A 22487-nucleotide genomic window follows, 5' to 3' on the forward strand; every position below is an offset into this window, starting at 1 on the left:
AAAAGTGCAATAAGACAGGTTCTGCGTTTAGTTGCCGCGCTCTAAAAATGGCGCTTAAGAACCGGAGTTCTCATCTTTCCGTTGCTGTAAACGACGCAGTGAGCGTTCTCGACGACTCTCCTCACGGCTACGATCCAGCAAAATTTCTTCAATGAACGCCAAGTGCCGATGCGACGCTTCACGCGCCTGCTCCGGCTCTCCGGCGATTATCGCCTCAAAAATACGAGTGCGATGATTGCTGACCTGCGGAAGCATCTCCCGGCGGGCATACAACAATTCAAAGTTCTGACGAACATTTTGCGCGAGCATCGGCTCCATGCAGCGTAGCAGATGGAGAAGCACGACATTGTGCGCCGCTTCGGTGACGGCAATTTGATACTGGACGACGGCGTCAGATTCGGCGTCAAGATCGCCGGACTGCTGAGCCCGTTCGATAGCCTGATGCAGCTCGCGGATACGTTCGCGATCGGCATCGTTGCTGCGTAGCGCCGCGTAATAAGCCGCGATGCCTTCCAGCGCGTGGCGGGTTTCCAGCAGATCAAATTGGGATTCAGGGTGATCGGACAGTAGCTCTACCAGCGGATCGCTGAAGCTCTGCCACAGGCTGCTCTGTACAAAAGTTCCACCGCCCTGGCGACGAAGCAACAAGCCCTTGGCTTCGAGGCGTTGAATCGCCTCACGCAGCGAGGGGCGGGAAACGTCGAACTGTTTTGCCAGTTCGCGTTCAGGCGGGAGTTTTTCACCGGGGCGCAACGTCCCCTCAAGGATTAAAAACTCAAGCTGCTGCTCTATCACATCAGATAGTTTTGGTTGGCGGATTTTGCTGTAGGCCATATTCCCTGTCTCTGCCATTAGCCCGTAGTCAATTGGTCTTACCAATTCGCAGTTCGTAGCGGTAAAGTAACAAAGTATTCACCTTCTGTCCATACAGGTTTTGATTGAAATCAGTAAACCACGCACATTTTAACAACCTTACAGAAATAACATTTCAGAATTGTAACTTCACACAAATGATGTGTTTACCCCATAAGAGGTAGTGTTAACGTTTATGAAACGAAAAATTAGGCTATCTGAACCGATTCAAGTCAGTAAAAATCGATTTTTTATTCATAAATAACGCATAGTAAGACATAAAGAGTTCTCCCCTTGCCTGCGGGTGCCATTTACAAATGGTTTCTTTTTGTTCGCTTCGTCATCATCCCTTCATAAAGCAGGTGCATTCACTCGCGCTTATCACTATTCTCGGTGAGACGAAAGGCCTTTTGGCGTTTTTATGTTTCGCCTTCCGTAAAGAAATCAATACGAAAACGGAATTTCGCAATTACACCACACAACAATATGTAAGCTGAATCAATCAGGAAAGAGCTGACCAAAACTCCCTTGAATATAGATAGCTATGCTATTTGGCAGGGACAGACAACGAAGCAGTAACCTGAAGGACGACGCGTATAAACATAATAACCACACACGAGGTTTCATGATGGAAGGTCAACAGCATGGCGATCGGCTAAAGCGCGGCCTGAAAAACCGCCATATACAGCTTATTGCTCTGGGCGGCGCTATCGGCACCGGCCTGTTTCTGGGCAGTGCATCCGTTATTCAGTCCGCCGGCCCCGGGATTATTCTGGGCTATGCGATCGCCGGTTTTATCGCCTTCCTGATCATGCGTCAGCTAGGTGAGATGGTCGTAGAAGAGCCGGTAGCAGGTTCGTTTAGTCATTTTGCCTATAAATACTGGGGCGGTTTTGCCGGCTTTGCTTCCGGCTGGAACTACTGGGTGCTGTACGTGCTGGTCGCGATGGCCGAACTGACCGCCGTCGGGAAATATATCCAGTTCTGGTGGCCTGAGATCCCAACCTGGGCTTCTGCCGCCGTCTTCTTTATTGCCATCAACGCTATCAACCTGACCAACGTGAAAGTGTTTGGTGAAATGGAGTTCTGGTTCGCCATTATTAAAGTCGTGGCCGTCGTCGCCATGATCCTCTTCGGAGGCTGGCTGTTGTTCAGCGGCAACGGTGGCCCACAGGCAACCGTGCGCAACCTGTGGGATCAGGGCGGTTTTCTGCCGCATGGTTTCACCGGACTGGTGATGATGATGGCGATTATCATGTTCTCGTTTGGTGGCCTGGAGCTGGTCGGGATCACCGCCGCCGAAGCCGATAACCCGGAACAGAGCATCCCTAAAGCCACAAACCAGGTTATCTACCGTATCCTGATTTTCTATGTGGGTTCGCTGGCCGTCCTGCTTTCCCTGATGCCATGGACGCGCGTCACCGCGGATACCAGCCCGTTCGTCCTGATCTTCCACGAGCTGGGTGATACCTTCGTGGCCAACGCCCTGAACGTCGTGGTCCTGACCGCTGCGCTTTCCGTGTACAACAGCTGCGTATACTGCAACAGCCGCATGTTGTTTGGTCTGGCTCAGCAGGGCAACGCACCAAAAGCGCTGATGAGCGTCGATAAGCGCGGCGTGCCGGTCAATACGATTCTGGTCTCTGCCGTGGTTACCGCCCTGTGCGTTCTGATTAACTACCTCGCACCGGAGTCGGCATTTGGCCTGCTGATGGCGCTGGTCGTCTCTGCGCTGGTGATTAACTGGGCGATGATTAGCCTGGCACACATCAAATTCCGTCGTGCAAAACAGCAGCAGGGCGTGGTCTCACGCTTCCCGGCGCTGTTTTACCCGGTTGGCAACTGGGTCTGCCTGCTGTTTATGGCCGCAGTTCTGGTGATTATGCTGATAACGCCTGGCATGGCAATTTCCGTTTACCTGATCCCGGTTTGGATTGCGATTCTGGGTATCGGCTATCTGTTTAAACAGAAAAGCGCCAGCGCAGTAAAAGCACAATAATACATCTCGATATTCTGTGTCCGCCCTCCTCCGGCGGGCACAGAGCACTGTTATCTGCTTCACACTTTCCTCGCTACAGTCGTTTAATCCATATCGTTAACCTGATACTGCAACGCATTTCTCGCTGACTCAGCAAATAATTCCCTCCATATCGCAACGGGGAGATCTCCAGATGGCAGGCAATAAACTTTCAGTGAGAGAAAAGATTGGCTACGGGATGGGCGACGCCGGATGTAACATCATCTTTGGCGCCATCATGTTGTTTGTTAACTATTTTTATACGGATATCTTTGGCCTTGCACCAGCCTTGGTTGGCGTACTGCTGCTCTCCGTACGTGTTATTGATGCCGTGACCGACCCCATTATGGGCGCCATGGCCGATCGTACCCGCAGTAAATATGGCCGCTTCCGCCCCTGGCTGCTGTGGATAGCGTTCCCCTATGCGCTGTTCAGCGTCCTGATGTTCACCACCCCGGAATGGACCTATAACAGCAAAGTTATCTATGCCTTCGTCACCTATTTCCTGCTCTCCCTGACCTATACGGCGATCAACATTCCCTACTGTTCATTGGGCAGCGTGATTACCAATGACCCGCAGGAGCGCGTGGCCTGCCAGTCGTATCGGTTTGTGATGGTCGGTATTGCCACCCTGCTGCTGTCCCTGACGCTGCTGCCGATGGCTGACTGGTTCGGCGGCGCCGATAAAGCCAAAGGTTATCAGATGGCGATGACCGTGCTGGCGGCAATCGGCATGTGTATGTTTCTGTTCTGCTTCGCCACCGTTCGTGAACGCGTACGCCCGGCGGTACAGACCAACGACGAGCTGAAAAAAGACTTAAAAGACGTGTGGAAAAACGACCAGTGGGTTCGCATCCTGCTGCTAACCCTGTGCAACGTCTGCCCCGGGTTTATCCGCATGGCTGCCACTATGTATTACGTCACCTGGGTCATGCAGCAAAGCACCCACTTTGCGACGCTGTTTATCAGCCTCGGGGTGGTCGGGATGATGATCGGCAGCATGCTGGCAAAAGTACTGACCGACCGTTGGTGCAAGCTGAAGGTCTTCTTCTGGACCAATATCGCGCTGGCGATTTTCTCCTGCGCCTTCTACTTCTTCGACCCACATGCCACCATGATGATTATGGTGCTCTACTTCCTGCTCAATATCCTGCATCAGATCCCCTCTCCGCTGCACTGGTCCCTGATGGCGGACGTCGATGACTACGGCGAGTGGAAAACCGGCAAACGCATCACTGGGATCAGCTTCTCCGGCAACCTCTTCTTCCTGAAAGTCGGGCTGGCGGTAGCCGGGGCGATGGTCGGCTTCCTGCTCTCCTGGTATGGCTACGATGCCGGAGCGAAAGAGCAGAGCGCCTCGGCGGTGAACGGCATCGTTCTGCTGTTCAGCATTATTCCTGGCGTCGGCTATCTGATTACCGCAGGCGTTGTACGGATGCTGAAGGTGAACCGCGAGTTTATGCGCCAAATCCAGTCGGATCTGGAAAAGCGCCGCGCAAACTATGACGAACTGAATACCTGGCAGGATCTCAAAACCAGTGAACACGTAAGGAAAGCTTGATGAGCAACTGGCTTAATCCGTTTATTGAACAGCGCGCAGACCCCTATATTCTGCGCCATCAGGAGCACTACTATTTTATCGCCTCGGTCCCGGAATATGACCGACTGGAGATCCGTCGCGCAGCCACGCTGGAGGGCCTGCGCGAAGCACCGGCGGCTGTAGTCTGGCGCAAGCCCGATAGCGGCCCGATGAGTCAGCTCATCTGGGCACCAGAACTGCATGAAATTGACGGGAAATGGTATATCTACTTTGCCGCGACCCACACGCATGACCTGGACACACTCGGGATGTTCCAGCACCGGATGTTTGTCCTCGAATGTGCCGACAGCGACCCGCTCAGCGGCCGGTGGATTGAAAAAGGCCAGGTGAAAACGCCGTTTGATACCTTTGCGCTCGATGCCACCACCTTTCAACATCAGGGTAAGCAGTGGTATCTGTGGGCGCAGAAGGCTCCGCATATCGAAGGTAATTCCAACCTGTATCTGGCAGAACTGGAGAACCCGTGGACGCTGAAAGGCGAGCCGGTCATGCTGAGCAAACCGGAATTTGACTGGGAATGTCGCGGCTTTATGGTCAATGAAGGCCCGGCGGTGCTGGTTCACGGTGACAGGCTGTTTATCAGTTATTCTGCCAGCGCGACCGATGAAAACTACTGCATGGGTCTCTTGTGGATAGACCTGTTGGCCGACCCACTACGCCCGGAGAACTGGCATAAATCACCGGAGCCGGTGTTCCGTACCAGCTATGAAAACCGTCAATACGGCCCCGGCCATAACGGTTTTACCCAAACCCCGGAAGGGGAAGATGTGCTGGTCTACCATGCCCGAAACTACACCGAAATTGAAGGCGACCCGCTGTACGATCCCAATCGCCATACCCGGCTGAAGCGGGTGCGCTGGCAAGAAAACGGGATGCCTGACTTCGGCATCCCGCCCGCTGATATGTATTAATCTGCTCCCCTGCCCGCTGGCGGGCAGGGGCTTAAATCAAGGTACCGTAGATCGTCAGCAGCGCCATGATAACAACCACCACCAGCGAGGTTTTTTTCGCCATCGAAACCGCGGCTTTAGGCGTTTCGACCTTGTCTACATGCGGTTCGCGCGCCAGCGAAAATTGTGCCAGTCGGGTCAGAACCTGATACTGCGAGGAATGACGATCGCCCAAAGAAGCAAACCAGGCCGGTAATGCTTTTTCACCGTGCCCCACCAGCGCATACACCACGCCGACCAGACGAACCGGTAGCCAGTCCACGACGTGCAGAATGGCATCGATCCCTGACTGCAAGCGATGGCGCGGCGTTTGATAACGTGCCAGCCACGTCTGCCAGGCGCGTAGCACACAGTAGCCAATCAGCGTAATCGGCCCCCACGGTCCACCAACCACAAACCAGAACAGCGGCGCCAGGTAGTAACGGTAGTTAATCCACAGCAACGCATTTTGTAATTCACTCAGAAACTCACGGTCGTCACAGCCGGGCGGCACGCCGTGTATCAACGTCAGCTCGCTGGCCATCGCGTCACAGGCATGACGATCGTTGCGTGATGCGGCTTTCAGATAAGCGTGATAGTGCAGGCGTACCCTGCCCGCGCCAATGCACAGCAGGCCAAGCAAGATCCAGAAAACCAGCAGCGGAACGTTAAACAGCACACCGTGCAGCGCACGCTGGAGGATAAACACCACCGCCATTGCCAGTGCCGTCATCAGCAGGGTCCCGAATAAGGAAAAATGCTTTACGCGACGAAACAGCACTTCCAGGCGATGATCGAGCTGCCAGTGCTCACCCAGCTTAAACAGACGTTCAGCGATGAGAACCAACAGCGTAGTAAACAACGTCATGGCATCTCCTTTTCTGACGAGGCGGCCAGCAGGCCGCGAAATTTTACCCAGTCAAAAGCCGGACCGGGATCCGTTTTCCGTACTGGCGCAATATCGCTGTGGCCAGTCATGTTGTTCGCGATGGCCGGGTACAGCGCGATCAGCTGCTGCGTCACGGCCGCCAGCTGCTGATACTGGGCATCGGTATAGGCCAGCGTGTCGGTGCCTTCCAGCTCAATGCCAATAGAGAAATCATTGCAGCGTTCACGCCCGTGATAGCAGGATACTCCGGCGTGCCATGCCCGCTTATCAAAAGGAACATACTGCACGATTTCGCCATCACGACGAATAAGACAATGTGCTGAAACACGCAGATGCGCGATTTCCGCAAAGAAAGGATGTGCGTTGGGATCGAGCGTGCCGCTAAATAAAGCGTCGATCCACGGGCCACCAAATTCACCCGGCGGCAGACTAATATTATGCACCACCAGTAAGAAAGGGGCTTCATCATCCGGGCGGCAATCATGGTGCGGCGAAGGAACCCGACGCGCATCCACCAGCCATCCCCCATTCAACTGCATGCGGAGTCTCCTTTCGCTAACTCATGCTCCCGGGCTACCCATGGCCCAAAGGATGCTGATTATCATACACAAAATCGACCAGCCTGTAGCAGACTCCCCCGCAAATCAACGCTAAAAAGCAAAGACATAGCCAGTCCAGGGGTGCGCAGAAACACGAAGTCTATATGGTGTAGAAACGCGGTTCAGGTTAGCATGTTTCCCATTGCTGAATCTTATCTATCTGGAGCTTTATCATGTCGCCTCGTCGCTACAATCCCGACCGCCGCCGTGACGCGCTGCTGGAACGCATTAACCTGGATATCACCGATGCCGTAGCCCAATCCCTGCGGGAAGATCTGGGTGGCGAAGTGAATGCTAACAACGATATTAGTGCTCAATTATTGCCGGAAGACGCACGCTCACATGCGATCATTATTACGCGCGAAGACGGCGTATTTTGCGGTAAGCGCTGGGTGGAAGAGGTCTTTATCCAACTGGCTGGCGATGATGTCAGCATTACCTGGCACGTAAAAGATGGCGATGTCATCAAAGCAGACCAGCCGCTGTTTGAGCTGGATGGCCCTTCCCGCCTGCTGCTGACCGGCGAGCGCACCGCACTGAATTTCGTACAGACATTGTCCGGTGTATCCAGCGAAGTACGTCGCTACGTCGATCTGCTGGCCGGAACCAAAACCCAGCTACTCGACACGCGTAAAACGCTGCCAGGCCTGCGTACCGCGCTGAAATATGCCGTTCTGTGTGGCGGTGGCGCCAACCACCGTCTCGGTTTATCCGATGCCTTCCTGATCAAAGAAAACCACATTATTGCCTCTGGCTCAGTGCGCCAGGCGGTAGAAAAAGCCTTCTGGCTGCATCCTGACGTTCCGGTTGAAGTGGAAGTTGAATCACTTGATGAGCTGGATGAAGCCCTTAAAGCGGGGGCAGATATCATTATGCTCGACAATTTCACCACCGATCTGATGCGCGAGGCGGTAAAGCGGACCAACGGCCAGGCCGCGCTGGAAGTCTCCGGCAACGTCACGTTTCAAACCATCCGCGAATTTGCTGAAACCGGCGTTGATTACATCTCCGTTGGCGCTCTGACCAAACACGTACACGCCCTGGACCTGTCCATGCGTTTTCGCTGATCGCGCGCCCCGGAGCCACCAGGTGCCGGGGCGTTTTTTTGCGAGACAGAGAGCATCCCTTTCCTCCTCCCTGCAATAACAGCATAAAGTCTGGAACGCCGCTTCCCGCGTCATCATTTGCCATTCGCCGCCGGGCCTGAAGCTCGTCACAGTGCTCTCACAACCACAAGGAGCACTTATGGACAGACAACGCGGCTTTACTCTGATCGAGCTGATGGTGGTCATCGGCATTATCGCCATTCTAAGCGCCATTGGCATTCCGGCTTACCAGAACTACCTGCGTAAAGCGGCCCTGACCGATATGCTGCAAACCTTTGTCCCGTATCGCACGTCCGTCGAATTATGCGCACTTGAACACGGTGGCCTGGCAAGCTGTGACGGCGGTACCAACGGCATCCCCACTCCGGCCACCACCCGCTACGTCGCCACAATGAGCGTTGCGAACGGCATCGTCACACTCAACGGACAAGAAAGCCTCAATGGGCTGAGCGTCACCATGACGCCATCCTGGGATAACGCCAGCGGTATCACCGGCTGGCAGCGCATCTGCGGTATTGCCAGCAATAGTGCACTCCAGCAGGCCTGTGAAGATGTCTTCCGCCTACACTGAGGCCGCTACGATGAAAACCGAGCAGTTAATCACCCTTTGCCAGCGCCATCATGCACTGCTGTTGAAAAGCGATGAGCAAACCATCGCTATCGCGGTTGTCGATGCACCAACGCCTGAACTGATGGAGGCTCTGCGCTTCGCCACTCAGAAACGCATTGATATCGAATGCTGGAGCCAGGATCAGATGCATAAGCGGCAGCAAACGGCAGACCATCCCTCGCGGCCGGCCAGTGGCGATGCCGTTTCTGGCGTTATTGAGCTGGTCCAGGCGCTCCTTGAGCAAGCACTGCGCCGGCGGGCTTCCGATATTCACATCGAACCCGAGGAGAATCACCTGCGCATCCGCCTGCGTGTCGATGGCGTGCTGCATCTGCTCCCGACTCTGCCCTCAGAACAGGCGGCGCCTGTTATCGCGCGGCTCAAGGTACTGGGAAATCTGGACATCGCCGAGCATCGACTACCGCAGGATGGACAATTCTCCCTGCTCCTTTCCGGTCGCCCGGTCTCGTTTCGCATTGCGACTCTTCCGTGCCGTCATGGGGAAAAAATCGTTCTGCGTTTGTTGCATCAGGTCGAGCAGGCGCTCAGGCTTGATGCGCTGGGGCTTTCGTCCGATCAGCTTCTCGCCTTTCGCTCAGCGCTCGACCAACCACAGGGGCTGATCCTGGTCACCGGCCCCACAGGTAGCGGTAAAACCGTGACGCTCTATAGCGCGCTGCAGGCCAGAAATCACGAGGCCGTCAATATTTGTAGCGTGGAAGACCCGCTGGAAATGCCGATAGCCGGAATGAACCAGACGCAGATAAACCCGCGCGCCGGGTTAACCTTTCAAAACGTGCTGCGCGCGCTGTTACGCCAGGACCCAGATATTGTCATGGTAGGGGAAATTCGCGATGCGGAGACCGCTGAAATTGCGATTAAAGCAGCGCAAACCGGGCACCTGGTCCTCTCAACATTACATACGAATTCCACCAGTGAAACGCTCACCCGCCTGCAACAAATGGGGGTTGCCGGCTGGATGATCTCTTCCGCACTGTCGTTGGTCATCGCCCAGCGTCTGGTACGAAAACTGTGCGTACACTGTCGCCGTGAGGTCGGTAAGACGCTGGATATACCGTACAGTTTGTGGCCGCGCCAGCTTCCTCATTGGCAGGCTACAGGTTGCCAGCACTGCTATCACGGCTACTATGGCCGCCAGGCGTTATTTGAGCTACTGCCGGTGAATACAGCACTCCGCCAGGCGATTGCCCGCGGCCTTAGCGCCCTGGAAATCGAATCTCTGGCGCGTGAAGCTGGAATGATGACGCTGTTCGAAAGCGGCTGTCAGGCGGTCGAGCAAGGGTTGACCAACTTCGAGGAAGTGATACGCGTACTGGGAATTCCTCATGGCAGTTAACCGTCTCTGGCGCTGGCAAGGCGTGGATACTCAGGGCAAACCTTGTCAGGGCACGCTGTGGCACAATAGCCGGCTGGAAGCCTTTCACGCGCTTCAGCATGAACGCATTATTCCGCTGCTCATCCGTCGCTGTATGGTTGAAAACAGGCTCTGGCATTCGCGCTATAGCGGGCAGGTTGTGCGTCAGTTGGCCGTGCTCCTGCAGGCCGGGCTTACTTTGGCAGAAGGGCTTGAACTGCTGGCGCAGCAGCAGCCGAATGCGCAATGGCAGGCTCTGCTGCGCGCACTGGCTCAGGATCTGGCTCGCGGCATCTCGCTTTCTGCGGCCCTGGAAAAGTGGCCTCAGGCCTTTGCTCCGCTTTATCTGGCCATGATCCGTACCGGCGAGCTCACGGGTAAACTGGATTTCTGCTGTCTTCAACTGGCGCGCCAGCAGCAGGAACAACAGCAGCTGGCAGAGAAAGTGAAAAAAGCGGTGCGTTACCCGGTCATTATTCTAAGCCTGGCCCTGCTGGTCGTGATTGCGATGCTCTGTTTCGTCCTGCCGGAATTTGCCGCTATCTATCAAACGTTCAACACACCGCTTCCGCTGCTGACGCGCCTGGTTATCCACGCCAGCGAAGCTCTTAGCCAAAGCTGGCCCGCACTGATTCTGTTGATAGTGTTGCCCGCGCACCTTAACCGAATGGCCCGCCGTCGTCCTCTCTGGCTGCTGCGGCGACAAAAAATACTTCATGCTTTTCCGGTCCTGGGAAAACTGATACGTGGGCAGCGGCTCAGCCAGATCTTTACCGTGCTCGCTCTCACTCAAAGCGCGGGTATTAGCTTTCTGCAAGGTCTGGAAAGCGTTGAAGAAACGCTGAGCTGCCCGCTGTGGCGCCAGCGGATCCAGCAGGTCCATACGCACATATCCCACGGAGCTCCGATTTGGCAAGCACTCGATCGCAGCGGCGGTTTTACCCCGTTATGCCTGCAGCTCATTCGCACCGGCGAAGCATCAGGCTCGCTGGATAGCATGCTGGAAAATCTCGCGCGTCATCATAGCGAACAGACACATTATGAGGCAGAAAACCTGGCAACGTTGCTGGAACCAGCCCTGCTGTTGATAACCGGAACAATTGTGGGCGTACTGGTGGTGGCGATGTATCTACCCATTTTTCATCTGGGAGACGCCATTAGCGGAATGGGAGGATAAGTGCTGGCGCAATACGCGCCAGCATCAGGCATTACAGGCTGTTGAACACGCGGTTCTCTTGTTCCTGTACGCGAATGAAGGTTGTGCGCTTGGTCAACTCTTTCAAACGAGAAGCACCCACATAGGTGCAGGCAGAGCGCAGGCCGCCCAGGATATCGCGAGCCGTATTCTCTACCGGCCCACGCAGCATCAGCTTAACGGTTTTCCCTTCCGCGGCACGATACTGCGCAACGCCGCCAACGTGGCGCGTCATCGCGGATTCGGAACTCATGCCGTAGAACAGCATGAATTTCTCGCCGTTTTCTTCAACGACGGTACCGCCGCTCTCTTCATGACCGGCCAGCATGCCACCCAGCATGACAAAATCTGCGCCGCCGCCGAAGGCTTTCGCCACATCACCAGGCATCGTGCAGCCGCCGTCGCTGACAATCTGGCCGCCCAGGCCATGCGCTGCGTCGGCGCATTCGATAACGGCAGAGAGCTGCGGGTAACCGACGCCGGTCTTCACACGAGTGGTGCACACGGAGCCCGGGCCAATGCCCACTTTCACAATATCAGCGCCGGAGAGAATCAGCTCTTCGCACATTTCACCCGTTACGACGTTACCCGCAATAATGGTTTTCTGCGGCCAGGCTGCACGCGCTTTGGCGACGAACTGAACAAAATGTTCAGAATAACCATTCGCCACATCGATGCAGATGAAGCTAAGCTGCGGATTCTGAGAAAGGATCTGTTGGGTTTTTGCGAAATCGACATCAGAGGTCCCGGTGGACACCATGACATATTTCAGCACATCAGCGGAAACTGACTGAACAAAAGCCTGCCACTCTTCGACGGAATAGTGCTTGTGAACCGCGGTCAGAATGCCAAACGAGGCCAGCGCTTTCGCCATGCCGAACGTTCCGACGGTATCCATGTTAGCGGCAATGATCGGCACGCCAGACCAGGACTGGCCAGAATGTTTAAAAGTGAATTCACGTTCCAGCTGAACATCAGAACGGCTTTTGAGGGTAGAGCGTTTTGGGCGGATAAGAACGTCTTTAAAACCAAGCTTCAGATCTTCTTCGATACGCATGAGCGAATTCCTGGGGTTAATTGCATTATTGTGAGAGCACAACTCCAGTGACGTTATCATACGCACGAATCATGGCTGCGCAAGACTGCGATTTTCACTTTTTTTACGCTACAATCGTATAAATTTACCCGCTGAACAGCGAATGGCGCGCTCGCGATAATAGACGTTCAGAGCATAATTTTTAACCACTTGATTTATATATACAAAACAATTCAGTATATATTGTGACGGCAGTTTATTGGCCTGAAGCCGCCTTGATGCGATATTGTTCACCGGGCATGGTGCCCATCAATCACAGGCACCGCTGAAGAGTAATGTGTATATGGTCAGTTCAGGATCGGAGTGTATGAGGTATACGGTAGCGTTAACTGGCGGCATTGGCAGTGGTAAAAGTACCGTGGCCGATGCATTTTCCCGTCTGGGGATTAACGTTATTGACGCCGATATTATCGCCCGCCAGGTTGTTGAACCCGGCACCTCCGCGCTACAGGCCATCGCCGCTCACTTTGGTTCCCGGATGCTCAATGATGACGGCACGCTCAACCGCCGCGCCCTTCGTGAGAAAATATTTGCTCACCCCGAGGATAAAGCCTGGCTGAACGCGCTACTGCATCCGCTAATACAGCAGGAAACTCGCAGGCAGATGCAGGCCGCGAGCTCCCCTTATATTCTCTGGGTCGTACCCTTACTGGTTGAAAACCGGCTGGCCGCAAATGCCGACCGCGTGCTGGTCGTTGATGTTCCAAAAGAGACACAGATCGCGCGTACGATGCTTCGCGATCGGGTCAGCCGTGAACATGCAGAACATATTCTTGCCGCCCAGGCGACGCGCGAACAGCGTCTCGCCGCTGCGGATGATGTCATTGAAAACATGGGCCCTCCGGATGCCATCGCATCGGATGTCGCCCGCCTGCACGAAAAGTATCTAATGCTGGCATCGCAGGCCGCCTCACAGGAAAAATCGTAATGCACACCCCTGTTCTGTTTGAACATCCACTCAACGAGAAAATGCGCACCTGGCTGCGTATTGAGTTTTTGACTCAGCAATTGTCCGTTCATCCAACCATCGCCAGCTACGCGGATGCGCTCCATTTTTTCCGCAACACGGGCGATCTTTTAGATGTTCTGGAGCGTGGAGAGGTCAGGACGGACCTGCTAAAAGAGCTGGAACGCCAGCAGCGTAAATTGCAATCATGGGAAGACATTCCGGGCGTCGATCTGGAGCGTATTGACGCTTTACGGCGGCAGCTTAAGCAATGCAGCAGTACGCTGATATCCGCCCCGCGCATCGGCCAGTTCCTGCGCGAAGACCGCTTGATTGCGCTGGTCCGCCAGCGTCTGAGCATTCCCGGCGGCTGCTGCAGCTTTGACTTACCGACCCTGCATGTCTGGCTGCATATGCCTCAGGCATACCGTGACGAACAGGTCGGAGTATGGATCGCCAGTCTTGCTCCCTTAACGCAATCTCTGGTGCTTATCCTCGACCTGATTCGCAACGCAGCCCCTTTCCGCAAACAGACCAGTCTCAACGGCTTTTATCAGGATAATGGTGAAGATGCCGACCTGCTGCGTCTGCAGCTGGACATTGCCAGCCAGCTCTACCCGCAAATTTCCGGCCATAAAAGCCGTTTTGCAATTCGCTTCCTGCCGCTGGATAGCGAACTTGGGATCGTACCTGAGCGTTTTGATTTTGAACTGGCTTGTTGTTAAGGAGAAAAGATGTCAGAAGAGACGATCGTCAATTGCCCAACCTGCGGTAAATCCGTGGTCTGGAACGAGCAGAGCCTGTTTCGACCGTTTTGCTCAAAACGTTGCCAGCTGATCGATCTCGGTGAATGGGCTGCGGAAGAAAAACGTATTCCCAGCGCGAGCGATCTGTCCGACAGCGATGGCTGGAGCGAAGAACAGCAACAGTAACTGAATCCCGGGCAAGGCAACATCGCGCATTGTCCGGGGAACAATTATTCAGGAAGCAGTCTGGACTAATTTCGTGATAATCGGTTCATTCGCCGGTGGGAACGCTTCTGCGACTAACGCCCGTTGGGCAATCCACTGCCCAGGCTGCCCTTCTTTCCCCCATGGCTCACCGGACCACGCTTCCACCAGCCAGAACCACAGGATAATGTGGCGGTCAGGGAACTGATACTCCAGCTTATCAAACAGACGGGACGACCGTACCGTAATCCCCACCTCTTCCTGTAGCTCACGCACCAGCGCCTCCTCGGCGGATTCACCGGCTTCAATTTTACCGCCGGGAAACTCGAGCTTATTGGCCATATGGGCATCGGCGGCCCGCTGGGTGATAAAGATCTCCCCTTGCGGATTGCGGATAATACCTACGGAAATTTGCAGTTGTTTCATTGTGGTTATTCCATAAAAAAGGCGCAGATATCTGCGCCTTTGTTTTTTTGATGCTCCGGACTTAGCTCAGACGACCGTGGCACTGCTTATATTTTTTACCTGAACCACACGGGCAAGGATCGTTACGACCCACTTTACGGTCTCCGGTTTCTTCAGCCAGGGCTGCCGCGGCGGCCGTTTCGTCATCCTGATGACTCAGCTGCTGCATCTGCGCCAGACGCTCGGCTTCCTCGCGACGCTGCTGCTCCATCGCCTCAACCTCTTCCGGCATGCGGACCTGAACCTTGCTCAGGGTGCTGATCACTTCATATTTCAGTGATTCCAGCATAGCGGCAAACATGGAGAAAGATTCACGCTTATATTCCTGCTTCGGATCTTTCTGCGCATAGCCACGCAGGTGAATCCCCTGACGCAGATAGTCCATCGCCGCCAGGTGCTCTTTCCACAGAGAATCCAGAGTCTGCAGCATGACGCCTTTCTCAAAATGACGCATCATTTCGGCGCCAACCACTTCTTCCTTGCGCTGGTAGGTCTCAATCGCACTCTGCAGAATACGCTCACGCAGGGTCTCTTCGTGCAGCTCAGGCTCTTTATCCAGCCACTCTTTCAACGGCAGTTCAAGATCGAAGTCATTTTTCAGGCGTTCCTGCAAGCCTTCGACATCCCACATTTCTTCCAGCGACTGCGGCGGGATATGGGCATCGATGGTTGCCTTGAAGACGTCTTCGCGAATGCTGTTGATGGTTTCGCTGACATCAGAAACGTCCAACAGCTCATTACGCTGGCTATAGATTGCACGGCGCTGATCGTTAGCAACATCGTCATATTCCAGCAGCTGCTTACGAATATCAAAGTTGCGGCTTTCCACTTTACGCTGCGCGTTAGCGATAGCCTTAGTGACCCACGGGTGTTCAATCGCTTCGCCCGGCTTCATCCCCAGCTTACGCATCATGCCGGACACGCGGTCGGAGGCAAAAATACGCATCAGGGCATCTTCCATTGACAGATAGAAGCGGGAAGAACCAGCATCACCCTGACGACCAGAACGGCCGCGCAGTTGGTTATCGATACGACGGGATTCGTGACGCTCGGTACCGATAATGTGCAGACCGCCTGCTGCCAGAACGGCATCGTGACGAACCTGCCAGTCGGCTTTAATCTGTGCGATTTGCTCCGGCGTTGGATCTTCCAGCGCAGCGATTTCGGCCTGCCAGCTACCGCCGAGCATAATATCCGTACCACGACCGGCCATGTTGGTGGCGATAGTCACCGCTGACGGATAACCCGCCTGGGCAACGATATCGGCTTCACTGGCGTGGAACTTGGCGTTCAGAACGTTATGCTTGATACCGGCTTTGGTCAGCTCATTGGAGACCACTTCTGATTTTTCAATCGAGATGGTACCCACCAGGACCGGCTGGCCGGCGGCGGTACGTTCTTTGATATCTTCGATGATCGCCTGGATTTTTTCCGCTTCGGTCATATAGACCAGATCCGCCATATCTTTACGGATCATTGGGCGGTTGGTTGGCACGACCACGGTATCCAGCTTGTAGATAGAGCTGAATTCAAAGGCTTCGGTATCAGCCGTACCGGTCATCCCGGCCAGTTTCTCATACAGGCGGAAATAGTTCTGGAAAGTGATGGAAGCCAGCGTCTGGTTCTCATTCTGGATATCTACACCTTCTTTCGCTTCAACGGCCTGATGCAGACCATCAGACCAGCGGCGGCCTTGCATGGTACGCCCGGTATGCTCATCGACGATAATGACTTCGCCATCTTTAACGATATAGTCGACGTCACGAGTGAACAGCACGTGCGCACGCAGCGCCGCCGTCACGTGATGCATCAGCATAATATTGGACGGTGAATACAGTGATTCCCCTTCATCCATAATGCCTTCCTGCACCAGCAGCTCTTCAATCAGGACCAGACCGCGCTCGGTCAGGTTAACCTGACGCGCCTTCTCGTCAACGGAGAAGTGTCCTTCACCGGTAAAGGTATCGGAATCTTCTTTTTCCTGACGAACCAGGTGCGGGATGATTTTGTTAACGCGTTTGTACATTTCCGAGCTGTCTTCCGCCGGACCGGAAATAATCAGCGGAGTACGCGCTTCATCGATCAGAATGGAGTCAACCTCATCCACCAGCGCATAATGCAGCTTACGCTGTACGCGCTCTTCCGGACTGAACGCCATGTTATCGCGCAGGTAGTCAAAACCGTATTCGTTGTTGGTGCCGTAGGTAATATCCGCACCGTATGCTTCACGTTTGGCAGGTGCCGGTAAACCCGACATGTTGATACCAACCGTCATACCGAGGAACTCGAACAGCGGGCGGTTATTTTCAGCATCACGCTGTGCCAGATAATCGTTGACGGTAACGACGTGAACGCCTTTACCCGTCAGCGCGTTCAGGTACGCAGGCAGCGTTGCGGTCAGGGTTTTACCCTCACCGGTACGCATTTCCGCGATGCAACGCTCGTTCAGCACCATACCGCCCAGCAGCTGGACGTCAAAGTGGCGCATGCCGAATACACGTTTACTGGCTTCACGCACCACTGCAAAGGCTTCCGGGATCAGACTTTCCAGGCTTTCACCCTTTTCCAGACGAGCGCGAAACTCGACAGTCTTACCTTTCAGCTCCTCGTCAGAGAGCTTTTCCATTGCCGGTTCCATGGCGTTGATAACGCCAACGGTTTTGCGCATACGGCGCAGGGTACGATCGTTACGACTACCGAAAACTTTAGTTAATAATTTGATTAGCATAATAAAATCTCAAACGCCCCGCGATGCGGAGTCACAAAAAAGAATCATCCGTTTTTCGTTCAGCTGAGACGTTGAGGCCCTGCGCGAATCCCGGTCACCTGGCTAATCCAGGCCGAGACACAAAATGCAGAATGGGACGGGTTATATGATGCCTGGCGTACGATAACCGGTGGTTTGCTTTCCTGCGTCAGCAGTGCGCTGAGCGTGTCGAGCAAAGCCAGATGCTGCGCCTGCAATGGCGAAGACTCTTCGGCAACCGGAAGTGCCTGCGGCGCCATTGCAAAAGACAGATGGCGAATAACCGTGCGGATAGCATGTTGATGCCAGTAATCAACGGTAAAATTCGGTCGACGGCTGGCATCCAGCAGCGCCAACTGGGAGAAATTAACTTTATTCGGGCTGTGGTTGCTGGCAGTGGCTTTCGCCGGCGAAGACGCTTCATGACTGTTGCTAAGCGCAGGCAGGCCAAGGCTAGCCGCGACCATCCCCAACAGGAGATGCGGCCAGAAATACCGTCTGCCAAACTGTCGCCAGCGCGTCAGCAATCCACTCACGTACGTTACCTTTAGTTGAAGCAACCCCAGGAAATATTTTTGCGCCCAAATATTACCATTAATACCGCTCAACAGCAGCATGAATGACGGCTTCGGCAAGGCAAAAACGTTCAATAAAACAGCGAACGAACAATGAACAGCGCCGAGAAATCAGAGCAGAATGGGGAGAGGGGGCTAAAAATGAAAAAAGACTGGTCCCCTGGTCGGAGAGAGTACCAGGTTACCAGTCGATTTTACTGAATGGTCAGGCTTATGCCATAACCATTGACGGTGCGCGGAATGCCAACGGCAGTTCTGCTTCGTCTTCGAAAGTCACATACTCCCAGGCTTCCTGTTTTGCCAGAACAGCCTGCAGCAGTTTGTTGTTCAACGCGTGACCTGATTTGAACGCCGTGAATGCACCGATGATATTGTGACCACACATAAACAGGTCACCAATCGCATCCAGCATTTTGTGGCGGACAAACTCATCTTCAAAGCGCAGACCGTCTTCGTTCAATACGCGATAATCGTCAACAACGATGGCACAATCGAAGCTGCCGCCCAGGCACAGGCCACGGGACTGCAGATATTCGATATCACGCATAAAACCAAAAGTACGAGCGCGACTAATCTGGCGCATAAATGCATCAGCAGAGAAGTTCATCGCGTAGCGCTGGCTGCTTGCATCAATCGCCGGATGGTTAAAATCGATGGTGAAATCCAACGAAAAACCATTGAACGGTTTGAATTCAGCCCATTTGTCGCCATCTTCGACACGAACGGTCTCTTTGATGCGCACAAATTTCTTGGCACAGTTCAGTTCATCGATGCCAGCATCCAGCAGCAGATAAACGAACGGAGCAGCACTACCATCCATAATTGGAATTTCCGGCGCATCGACTTCAACAACAATGTTGTCAATGCCCAGGCCAGCCAGTGCGGCATTCAAGTGCTCGACTGTCGAAATCCGCACGTCATGCTCGTTCACCAGGCAAGTACAGAGCATGGTATCACGCACAGATTTGGCATCAGCCGGAAAATCAACCGGTGGATTCAAGTCGGTGCGACGATAGATGACCCCGGTATTTGCCGGCGCAGGGCGCAACGTCAGGGTGACTTTCTTGCCGGTATGCAAACCGACGCCAGTCGCCTGAACGATACGTTTAAGAGTCCTTTGTTTGATCATCGTATAATCTCGCCAAGTTACCTATCCAACCGAAGTGTACAATACATTCGGGAGGGCAGTTTAGCACAAAGAGCGCTGATGCCCAACTTCCAGCCAATTCTTAATCGGCTTGCTTACGCAGGAACGCTGGGATATCCAGATAATCCGGCTCTTTCGCAGTTTGCGGTGTATTGTCGTTCACCACTTTCGCGACCGGTTTCTGCTCTTGAGTTAATGGAGACATACCGTGCTGCTGGTAGCGATCCATGACCGGCTGCTGAACCTGTTTGTTAGTCACCAGCGTAATTTCCGGACGTTTGTCCATACCAATACCGGTAGCGACAACGGTAACACGCAGTTCGTCGTTCATGTCCGGGTCAAGGGAAGTACCGATAACCACGGTCGCGTTATCCGAAGCGAAAGCACGGATAGTGTTACCCACGGTTTCAAACTCATCCAGACGCAGGTCGAAGCCAGCCGTAATGTTGACCAGAACGCCACGTGCGCCGGACAGGTCGATATCTTCCAGCAGCGGAGAAGAGATAGCCATTTCAGCGGCTTCTTCCGCACGGTCTTCACCGCTTGCCACGCCGGAGCCCATCATCGCATAGCCCATTTCGGACATCACGGTACGCACATCCGCGAAGTCGACGTTCATCAGACCCGGACGGGTAATCAGTTCGGCGATACCCTGCACCGCACCTTTCAGCACATCGTTTGCTGCGCCGAAAGCGTCCAGCAGAGAGATGCCACGGCCAAGGACTTTCAGCAGCTTGTCATTCGGAATAGTGATCAGCGAGTCCACATGCTTGGACAGTTCGGTGATCCCTTGTTCGGCGAACGCCATGCGCTTTTTGCCTTCAAAGTTAAACGGCTTTGTGACAACCGCGACGGTCAGGATACCCAGATCCTTCGCCACTTCAGCCACCACCGGCGCGGCACCAGTACCGGTACCACCGCCCATACCTGCCGCAATAAACACCATGTCTGCGCCATCAAGAGCAGCACGCAGCGCTTCGCGGTCTTCATCAGCCGCGTTGCGACCGACTTCTGGGTTCGCCCCCGCACCCAGACCTTTGGTAATACCGCTACCGATCTGGATTGTCTGGCCAACAGCCGTTTTACGCAGAGCCTGCGCGTCGGTGTTCACCGCGAAGAATTCAACACCTTCGATGCGCTCGCGCACCATGTGCTCAACGGCATTACCACCGCCGCCACCGACGCCGATGACTTTAATCACCGCGTCGTTGGTCAGTTCCATAGGTTCAAACATAGTTTCTCTCCGTTTTGTGCCTGTCGCCTGAGAACGCTAATTTTCTGCGTTCTCTGAAAAAATTAAAACTCTTTTCGCAGCCAGCTATTAAGTCGCTTAATCCACGAGCCAACTGATGCAGTTACGCGTTTTTCCACTTCTGCTTCACCACTGAGATGAGATTCCTTCCCGTAGTGCAGCAACCCAACTGCCGTCGAATAATACGGCTCCTGGGCATAATCCGTTAAACCGGTAATATTCAGCGGTGCACCAATACGAACCTGCGTATGGAACACGCGCTGGGCACAGGCGGCAAGGCCTTCAATTTGCGCGGCGCCGCCCGTTAAAACAATCCCCGCAGCAAGGTGGTGCTTCACCCCTTGCTGGCGCAGCTGCTCTTGCAGTTGCAAAATCTCTTCGTTCACCAGGTTGAGCAGTTCGGTATAACGCGGCTCAATCACTTCTGCCAGCGTCTGGCGCTGCAGGCTGCGCGGCGGACGTCCGCCGACGCTCGGCACTTCGACGTTTTCGTCTTTACCGACAATGGAACCCAGCGCACAACCGTGACGCACTTTAATTGCTTCGGCATCGCTCGGCGGTGTCCCGAAGGCGTAAGCGATGTCGCTGGTCACGACGTTACCCGCATACGGAATAACTTTGGTATGGCGCAGCGCACCGCCGGTATACACGGCGATATCCATTGTACCACCGCCGATGTCTACGACGCAGACACCCAGCTCACGTTCATCTTCCGTCAACACGGAATAACTGGCCGCTAAACCGGCAAAAATGAGTTGGTCCACTTTCAGACCGCAGCGTTCCACCGCTTTAACAATATTTTTTGCCATGTCGTTATGGCAGGTAATCAGATGAACTTTTGCCTGCATACGCACGCCGGACAGACCTACCGGGTTCTTAATCCCTTCCTGGTAGTCAATCGCGTACTCCTGCGGGATAACGTGCAGGACACGATGTTCATCGCGCACGCGGACTGACTTCGCGGTATGCACCACGTTCTCAACGTCGTCCAGCGTGACTTCTTCTTCTGAAATCGGCACCATGCCAATTTCATTTTGACAGCTAATATGCTTACCTGAAAGCGCCAGATACACTGATGAAATCTGGCAATCCGCCATCAGTTCGGCCTGGTCAATGGCGCGCTGTACGCATTTCACCACGGATTCCAGGTCATTAACCCCGCCTTTATCCATACCACGCGATGGACAGCTGCCCACGCCAATGATATTGACCACGCCGTCGGGCAGAACTTCCCCTACTAAAGCGGCAACCTTTGCGGTGCCAATCTCCAGTCCAACTACCAGTTTTCTGTCCGTCGCCTTGATCATTGTTGTTCTGCCTGTGCCTGATTCTGTTGTTGATTAGTTTCCTCTGCGGGAGCAGGTACCCAGCCCACTGCCGCGCCCGAGTCATAACGCAAATCAACGTAGCTTATCCGTTTGCCGTCGGTCTGCGCTTGCTGCTGTAGAACCGGGTAGAGTTCCATAAAGCGCTGAAGCCGTTTCATGGTATCGCCTCGGCCAAGGTTGAGCTTAATGTCGTTATTCAGCGTCAACTGCCAGGAGCGACGTGCGGTCATCGCCGCCACTTTCAACGTGAACTTATCCTTTGCCAGCACCTGCCCCATGTCGCGATAACCCTGCAACACTTCGTTCTCACTGCCTTCCGGTCCATACAACATCGGTAAATTCTGCTTATTGGTACGATCCGCCGGTACGCTGAAGGAATTACCTTCCACGTCGACCATATGTTGATCATTCCAACGCGCAATCGGCACATATTCAACCAGATGAATCTTCAATTCGTCCGGCCACTGCTTTCTGACGCTCGCCTGCTTAATCCACGGCAGACGTTCAATCTGACTTTGGATAATGTTGACATCCTGCGTCATAAAGGTTCCCGGCGAACCCAGAGCCAGTATCGCCTGGCGAATATCATCGTTACGCGTGTAGTGACGCTCACCGGTTACAACCATCTTGGACAGAGGCAAACGCTGTGCATCTTCCATCCAGCCCAGAACCATCCACCCGCTGACCAACACGGTACATAGCACCGCCAGCAGGAAGAAAATTCCGGCCAGACGAGTTCCATTACTCCGACGCAAAGAAGATGCTTCTTCTTCTTCGTGGTTCCGCGTATTCAGCGCAGCCTGCGACATA

The 22487-nt window shown here is 54.2% G+C and carries 21 protein-coding genes; 10 read left to right on the plus strand and 11 right to left on the minus strand.

Features of this window, described 5'->3' with window-relative positions; genetic code table 11:
* Positions 1–54 precede the first annotated feature (54 nt).
* A complete protein-coding gene (pdhR, locus tag ACMYSK_RS15045; RefSeq protein ID WP_004857919.1) occupies positions 55–834 on the minus strand; it encodes a pyruvate dehydrogenase complex transcriptional repressor PdhR in 780 nt (259 codons plus the stop codon).
* Positions 835–1477: 643 nt separating this feature from the next.
* On the opposite strand from pdhR, the gene aroP reads away from it, so the two are divergent.
* The 3 genes from aroP (at position 1478) to ACMYSK_RS15060 (ending at position 5380) form a co-directional block, all read left to right on the plus strand.
* Complete coding sequence (gene aroP / locus ACMYSK_RS15050; protein WP_434636467.1) at positions 1478–2851, plus strand: aromatic amino acid transporter AroP; 1374 nt, start codon at positions 1478–1480, stop codon at positions 2849–2851.
* Between the two features lie 172 nt (positions 2852–3023).
* Positions 3024–4430 carry a glycoside-pentoside-hexuronide (GPH):cation symporter gene (locus tag ACMYSK_RS15055; RefSeq protein WP_434636469.1) on the plus strand — a complete coding sequence of 469 codons (1407 nt, stop codon included), beginning with the start codon at positions 3024–3026 and terminating at the stop codon, positions 4428–4430.
* On the plus strand, positions 4430–5380 hold the full coding sequence (locus ACMYSK_RS15060) for a glycoside hydrolase family 43 protein (RefSeq protein ID WP_434636470.1): 951 nt from the start codon (positions 4430–4432) through the stop codon (positions 5378–5380). Before ACMYSK_RS15055 ends, ACMYSK_RS15060 begins: the two co-directional genes overlap by 1 nt.
* 31 nt (positions 5381–5411) lie before the next feature.
* Here the strand turns inward: ACMYSK_RS15060 and ampE are convergent, their stop codons facing one another.
* A complete protein-coding gene (gene ampE / locus ACMYSK_RS15065) occupies positions 5412–6266 on the minus strand; it encodes a beta-lactamase regulator AmpE (protein WP_434636473.1) in 855 nt (284 codons plus the stop codon).
* A complete protein-coding gene (gene ampD, locus ACMYSK_RS15070; RefSeq protein WP_434636475.1) occupies positions 6263–6826 on the minus strand; it encodes a 1,6-anhydro-N-acetylmuramyl-L-alanine amidase AmpD in 564 nt (187 codons plus the stop codon). Before ampD ends, ampE begins: the two co-directional genes overlap by 4 nt.
* Before the next feature lie 233 nt (positions 6827–7059).
* Here ampD and nadC point away from each other — a divergent pair, with 233 nt between their 5' ends.
* From nadC to hofC, 4 genes are all read left to right on the plus strand, one after another.
* Positions 7060–7953: a carboxylating nicotinate-nucleotide diphosphorylase gene (gene nadC, locus ACMYSK_RS15075; protein ID WP_434636477.1), complete on the plus strand. Its 894-nt coding sequence runs from the start codon at positions 7060–7062 to the stop codon at positions 7951–7953.
* A 178-nt stretch (positions 7954–8131) separates the two neighbouring features.
* Positions 8132–8563, plus strand: a complete 432-nt coding sequence (gene ppdD, locus ACMYSK_RS15080; protein WP_434636479.1) for a prepilin peptidase-dependent pilin — start codon at positions 8132–8134, stop codon at positions 8561–8563.
* 10 nt (positions 8564–8573) lie between these two features.
* Positions 8574–9959, plus strand: coding sequence for a type II secretion system protein GspE (gspE, locus tag ACMYSK_RS15085; RefSeq protein WP_434644147.1), 1386 nt, complete (start codon positions 8574–8576; stop codon positions 9957–9959).
* Positions 9949–11154 (plus strand): protein transport protein HofC, encoded by a 1206-nt coding sequence (gene hofC / locus ACMYSK_RS15090; protein WP_434636481.1) that lies wholly within the window; start codon positions 9949–9951, stop codon positions 11152–11154. Before gspE ends, hofC begins: the two co-directional genes overlap by 11 nt.
* Positions 11155–11185: 31 nt before the next feature.
* Here hofC and ACMYSK_RS15095 read toward each other — a convergent pair whose 3' ends face one another.
* Positions 11186–12229, minus strand: coding sequence for a GMP reductase (locus tag ACMYSK_RS15095; protein WP_434636482.1), 1044 nt, complete (start codon positions 12227–12229; stop codon positions 11186–11188).
* 346 nt (positions 12230–12575) lie between these two features.
* Here ACMYSK_RS15095 and coaE point away from each other — a divergent pair, with 346 nt between their 5' ends.
* From coaE to yacG, 3 genes are read left to right on the plus strand one after another with little or no spacing between them, the layout of a single operon-like run.
* The gene (gene coaE / locus ACMYSK_RS15100) at positions 12576–13196 is read left to right on the plus strand and encodes a dephospho-CoA kinase (protein WP_434636485.1); all 621 of its coding nucleotides are present in this window, start codon (positions 12576–12578) and stop codon (positions 13194–13196) included.
* The gene (gene zapD, locus ACMYSK_RS15105) at positions 13196–13939 is read left to right on the plus strand and encodes a cell division protein ZapD (RefSeq protein WP_434636486.1); all 744 of its coding nucleotides are present in this window, start codon (positions 13196–13198) and stop codon (positions 13937–13939) included. The genes coaE and zapD overlap by 1 nt, the downstream gene beginning before the upstream one ends.
* Positions 13940–13948: 9 nt before the next feature.
* Entirely contained in the window at positions 13949–14146 is a 198-nt protein-coding gene (yacG, locus tag ACMYSK_RS15110; protein ID WP_434636488.1) for a DNA gyrase inhibitor YacG, read from the plus strand.
* A gap of 48 nt (positions 14147–14194) precedes the next feature.
* On the opposite strand, the gene mutT is transcribed toward yacG, so the two are convergent.
* The 7 genes from mutT to ftsQ all read right to left on the minus strand — a co-directional run bounded on the left by mutT (position 14195) and on the right by ftsQ (position 22486).
* The gene (gene mutT, locus ACMYSK_RS15115) at positions 14195–14590 is read right to left on the minus strand and encodes an 8-oxo-dGTP diphosphatase MutT (RefSeq protein ID WP_434636490.1); all 396 of its coding nucleotides are present in this window, start codon (positions 14588–14590) and stop codon (positions 14195–14197) included.
* Positions 14591–14651: 61 nt separating this feature from the next.
* A complete protein-coding gene (gene secA / locus ACMYSK_RS15120; RefSeq protein ID WP_434636492.1) occupies positions 14652–17357 on the minus strand; it encodes a preprotein translocase subunit SecA in 2706 nt (901 codons plus the stop codon).
* A gap of 59 nt (positions 17358–17416) precedes the next feature.
* On the minus strand, positions 17417–17911 hold the full coding sequence (gene secM / locus ACMYSK_RS15125; RefSeq protein WP_434636494.1) for a secA translation cis-regulator SecM: 495 nt from the start codon (positions 17909–17911) through the stop codon (positions 17417–17419).
* 250 nt (positions 17912–18161) lie between these two features.
* On the minus strand, positions 18162–19079 hold the full coding sequence (gene lpxC / locus ACMYSK_RS15130; protein ID WP_434636496.1) for a UDP-3-O-acyl-N-acetylglucosamine deacetylase: 918 nt from the start codon (positions 19077–19079) through the stop codon (positions 18162–18164).
* Positions 19080–19179: 100 nt separating this feature from the next.
* Positions 19180–20331 (minus strand): cell division protein FtsZ, encoded by a 1152-nt coding sequence (ftsZ, locus tag ACMYSK_RS15135; RefSeq protein WP_369171818.1) that lies wholly within the window; start codon positions 20329–20331, stop codon positions 19180–19182.
* A 62-nt stretch (positions 20332–20393) separates the two neighbouring features.
* Positions 20394–21656 (minus strand): cell division protein FtsA, encoded by a 1263-nt coding sequence (gene ftsA / locus ACMYSK_RS15140; protein ID WP_004857881.1) that lies wholly within the window; start codon positions 21654–21656, stop codon positions 20394–20396.
* A complete protein-coding gene (gene ftsQ / locus ACMYSK_RS15145) occupies positions 21653–22486 on the minus strand; it encodes a cell division protein FtsQ (RefSeq protein WP_434636498.1) in 834 nt (277 codons plus the stop codon). The genes ftsA and ftsQ overlap by 4 nt, the downstream gene beginning before the upstream one ends.
* Between the last annotated feature and the right edge of the window lies 1 nt (position 22487).

This window comes from Klebsiella sp. I138, assembly GCF_051131765.1.
GTDB lineage: Bacteria > Pseudomonadota > Gammaproteobacteria > Enterobacterales > Enterobacteriaceae > Klebsiella.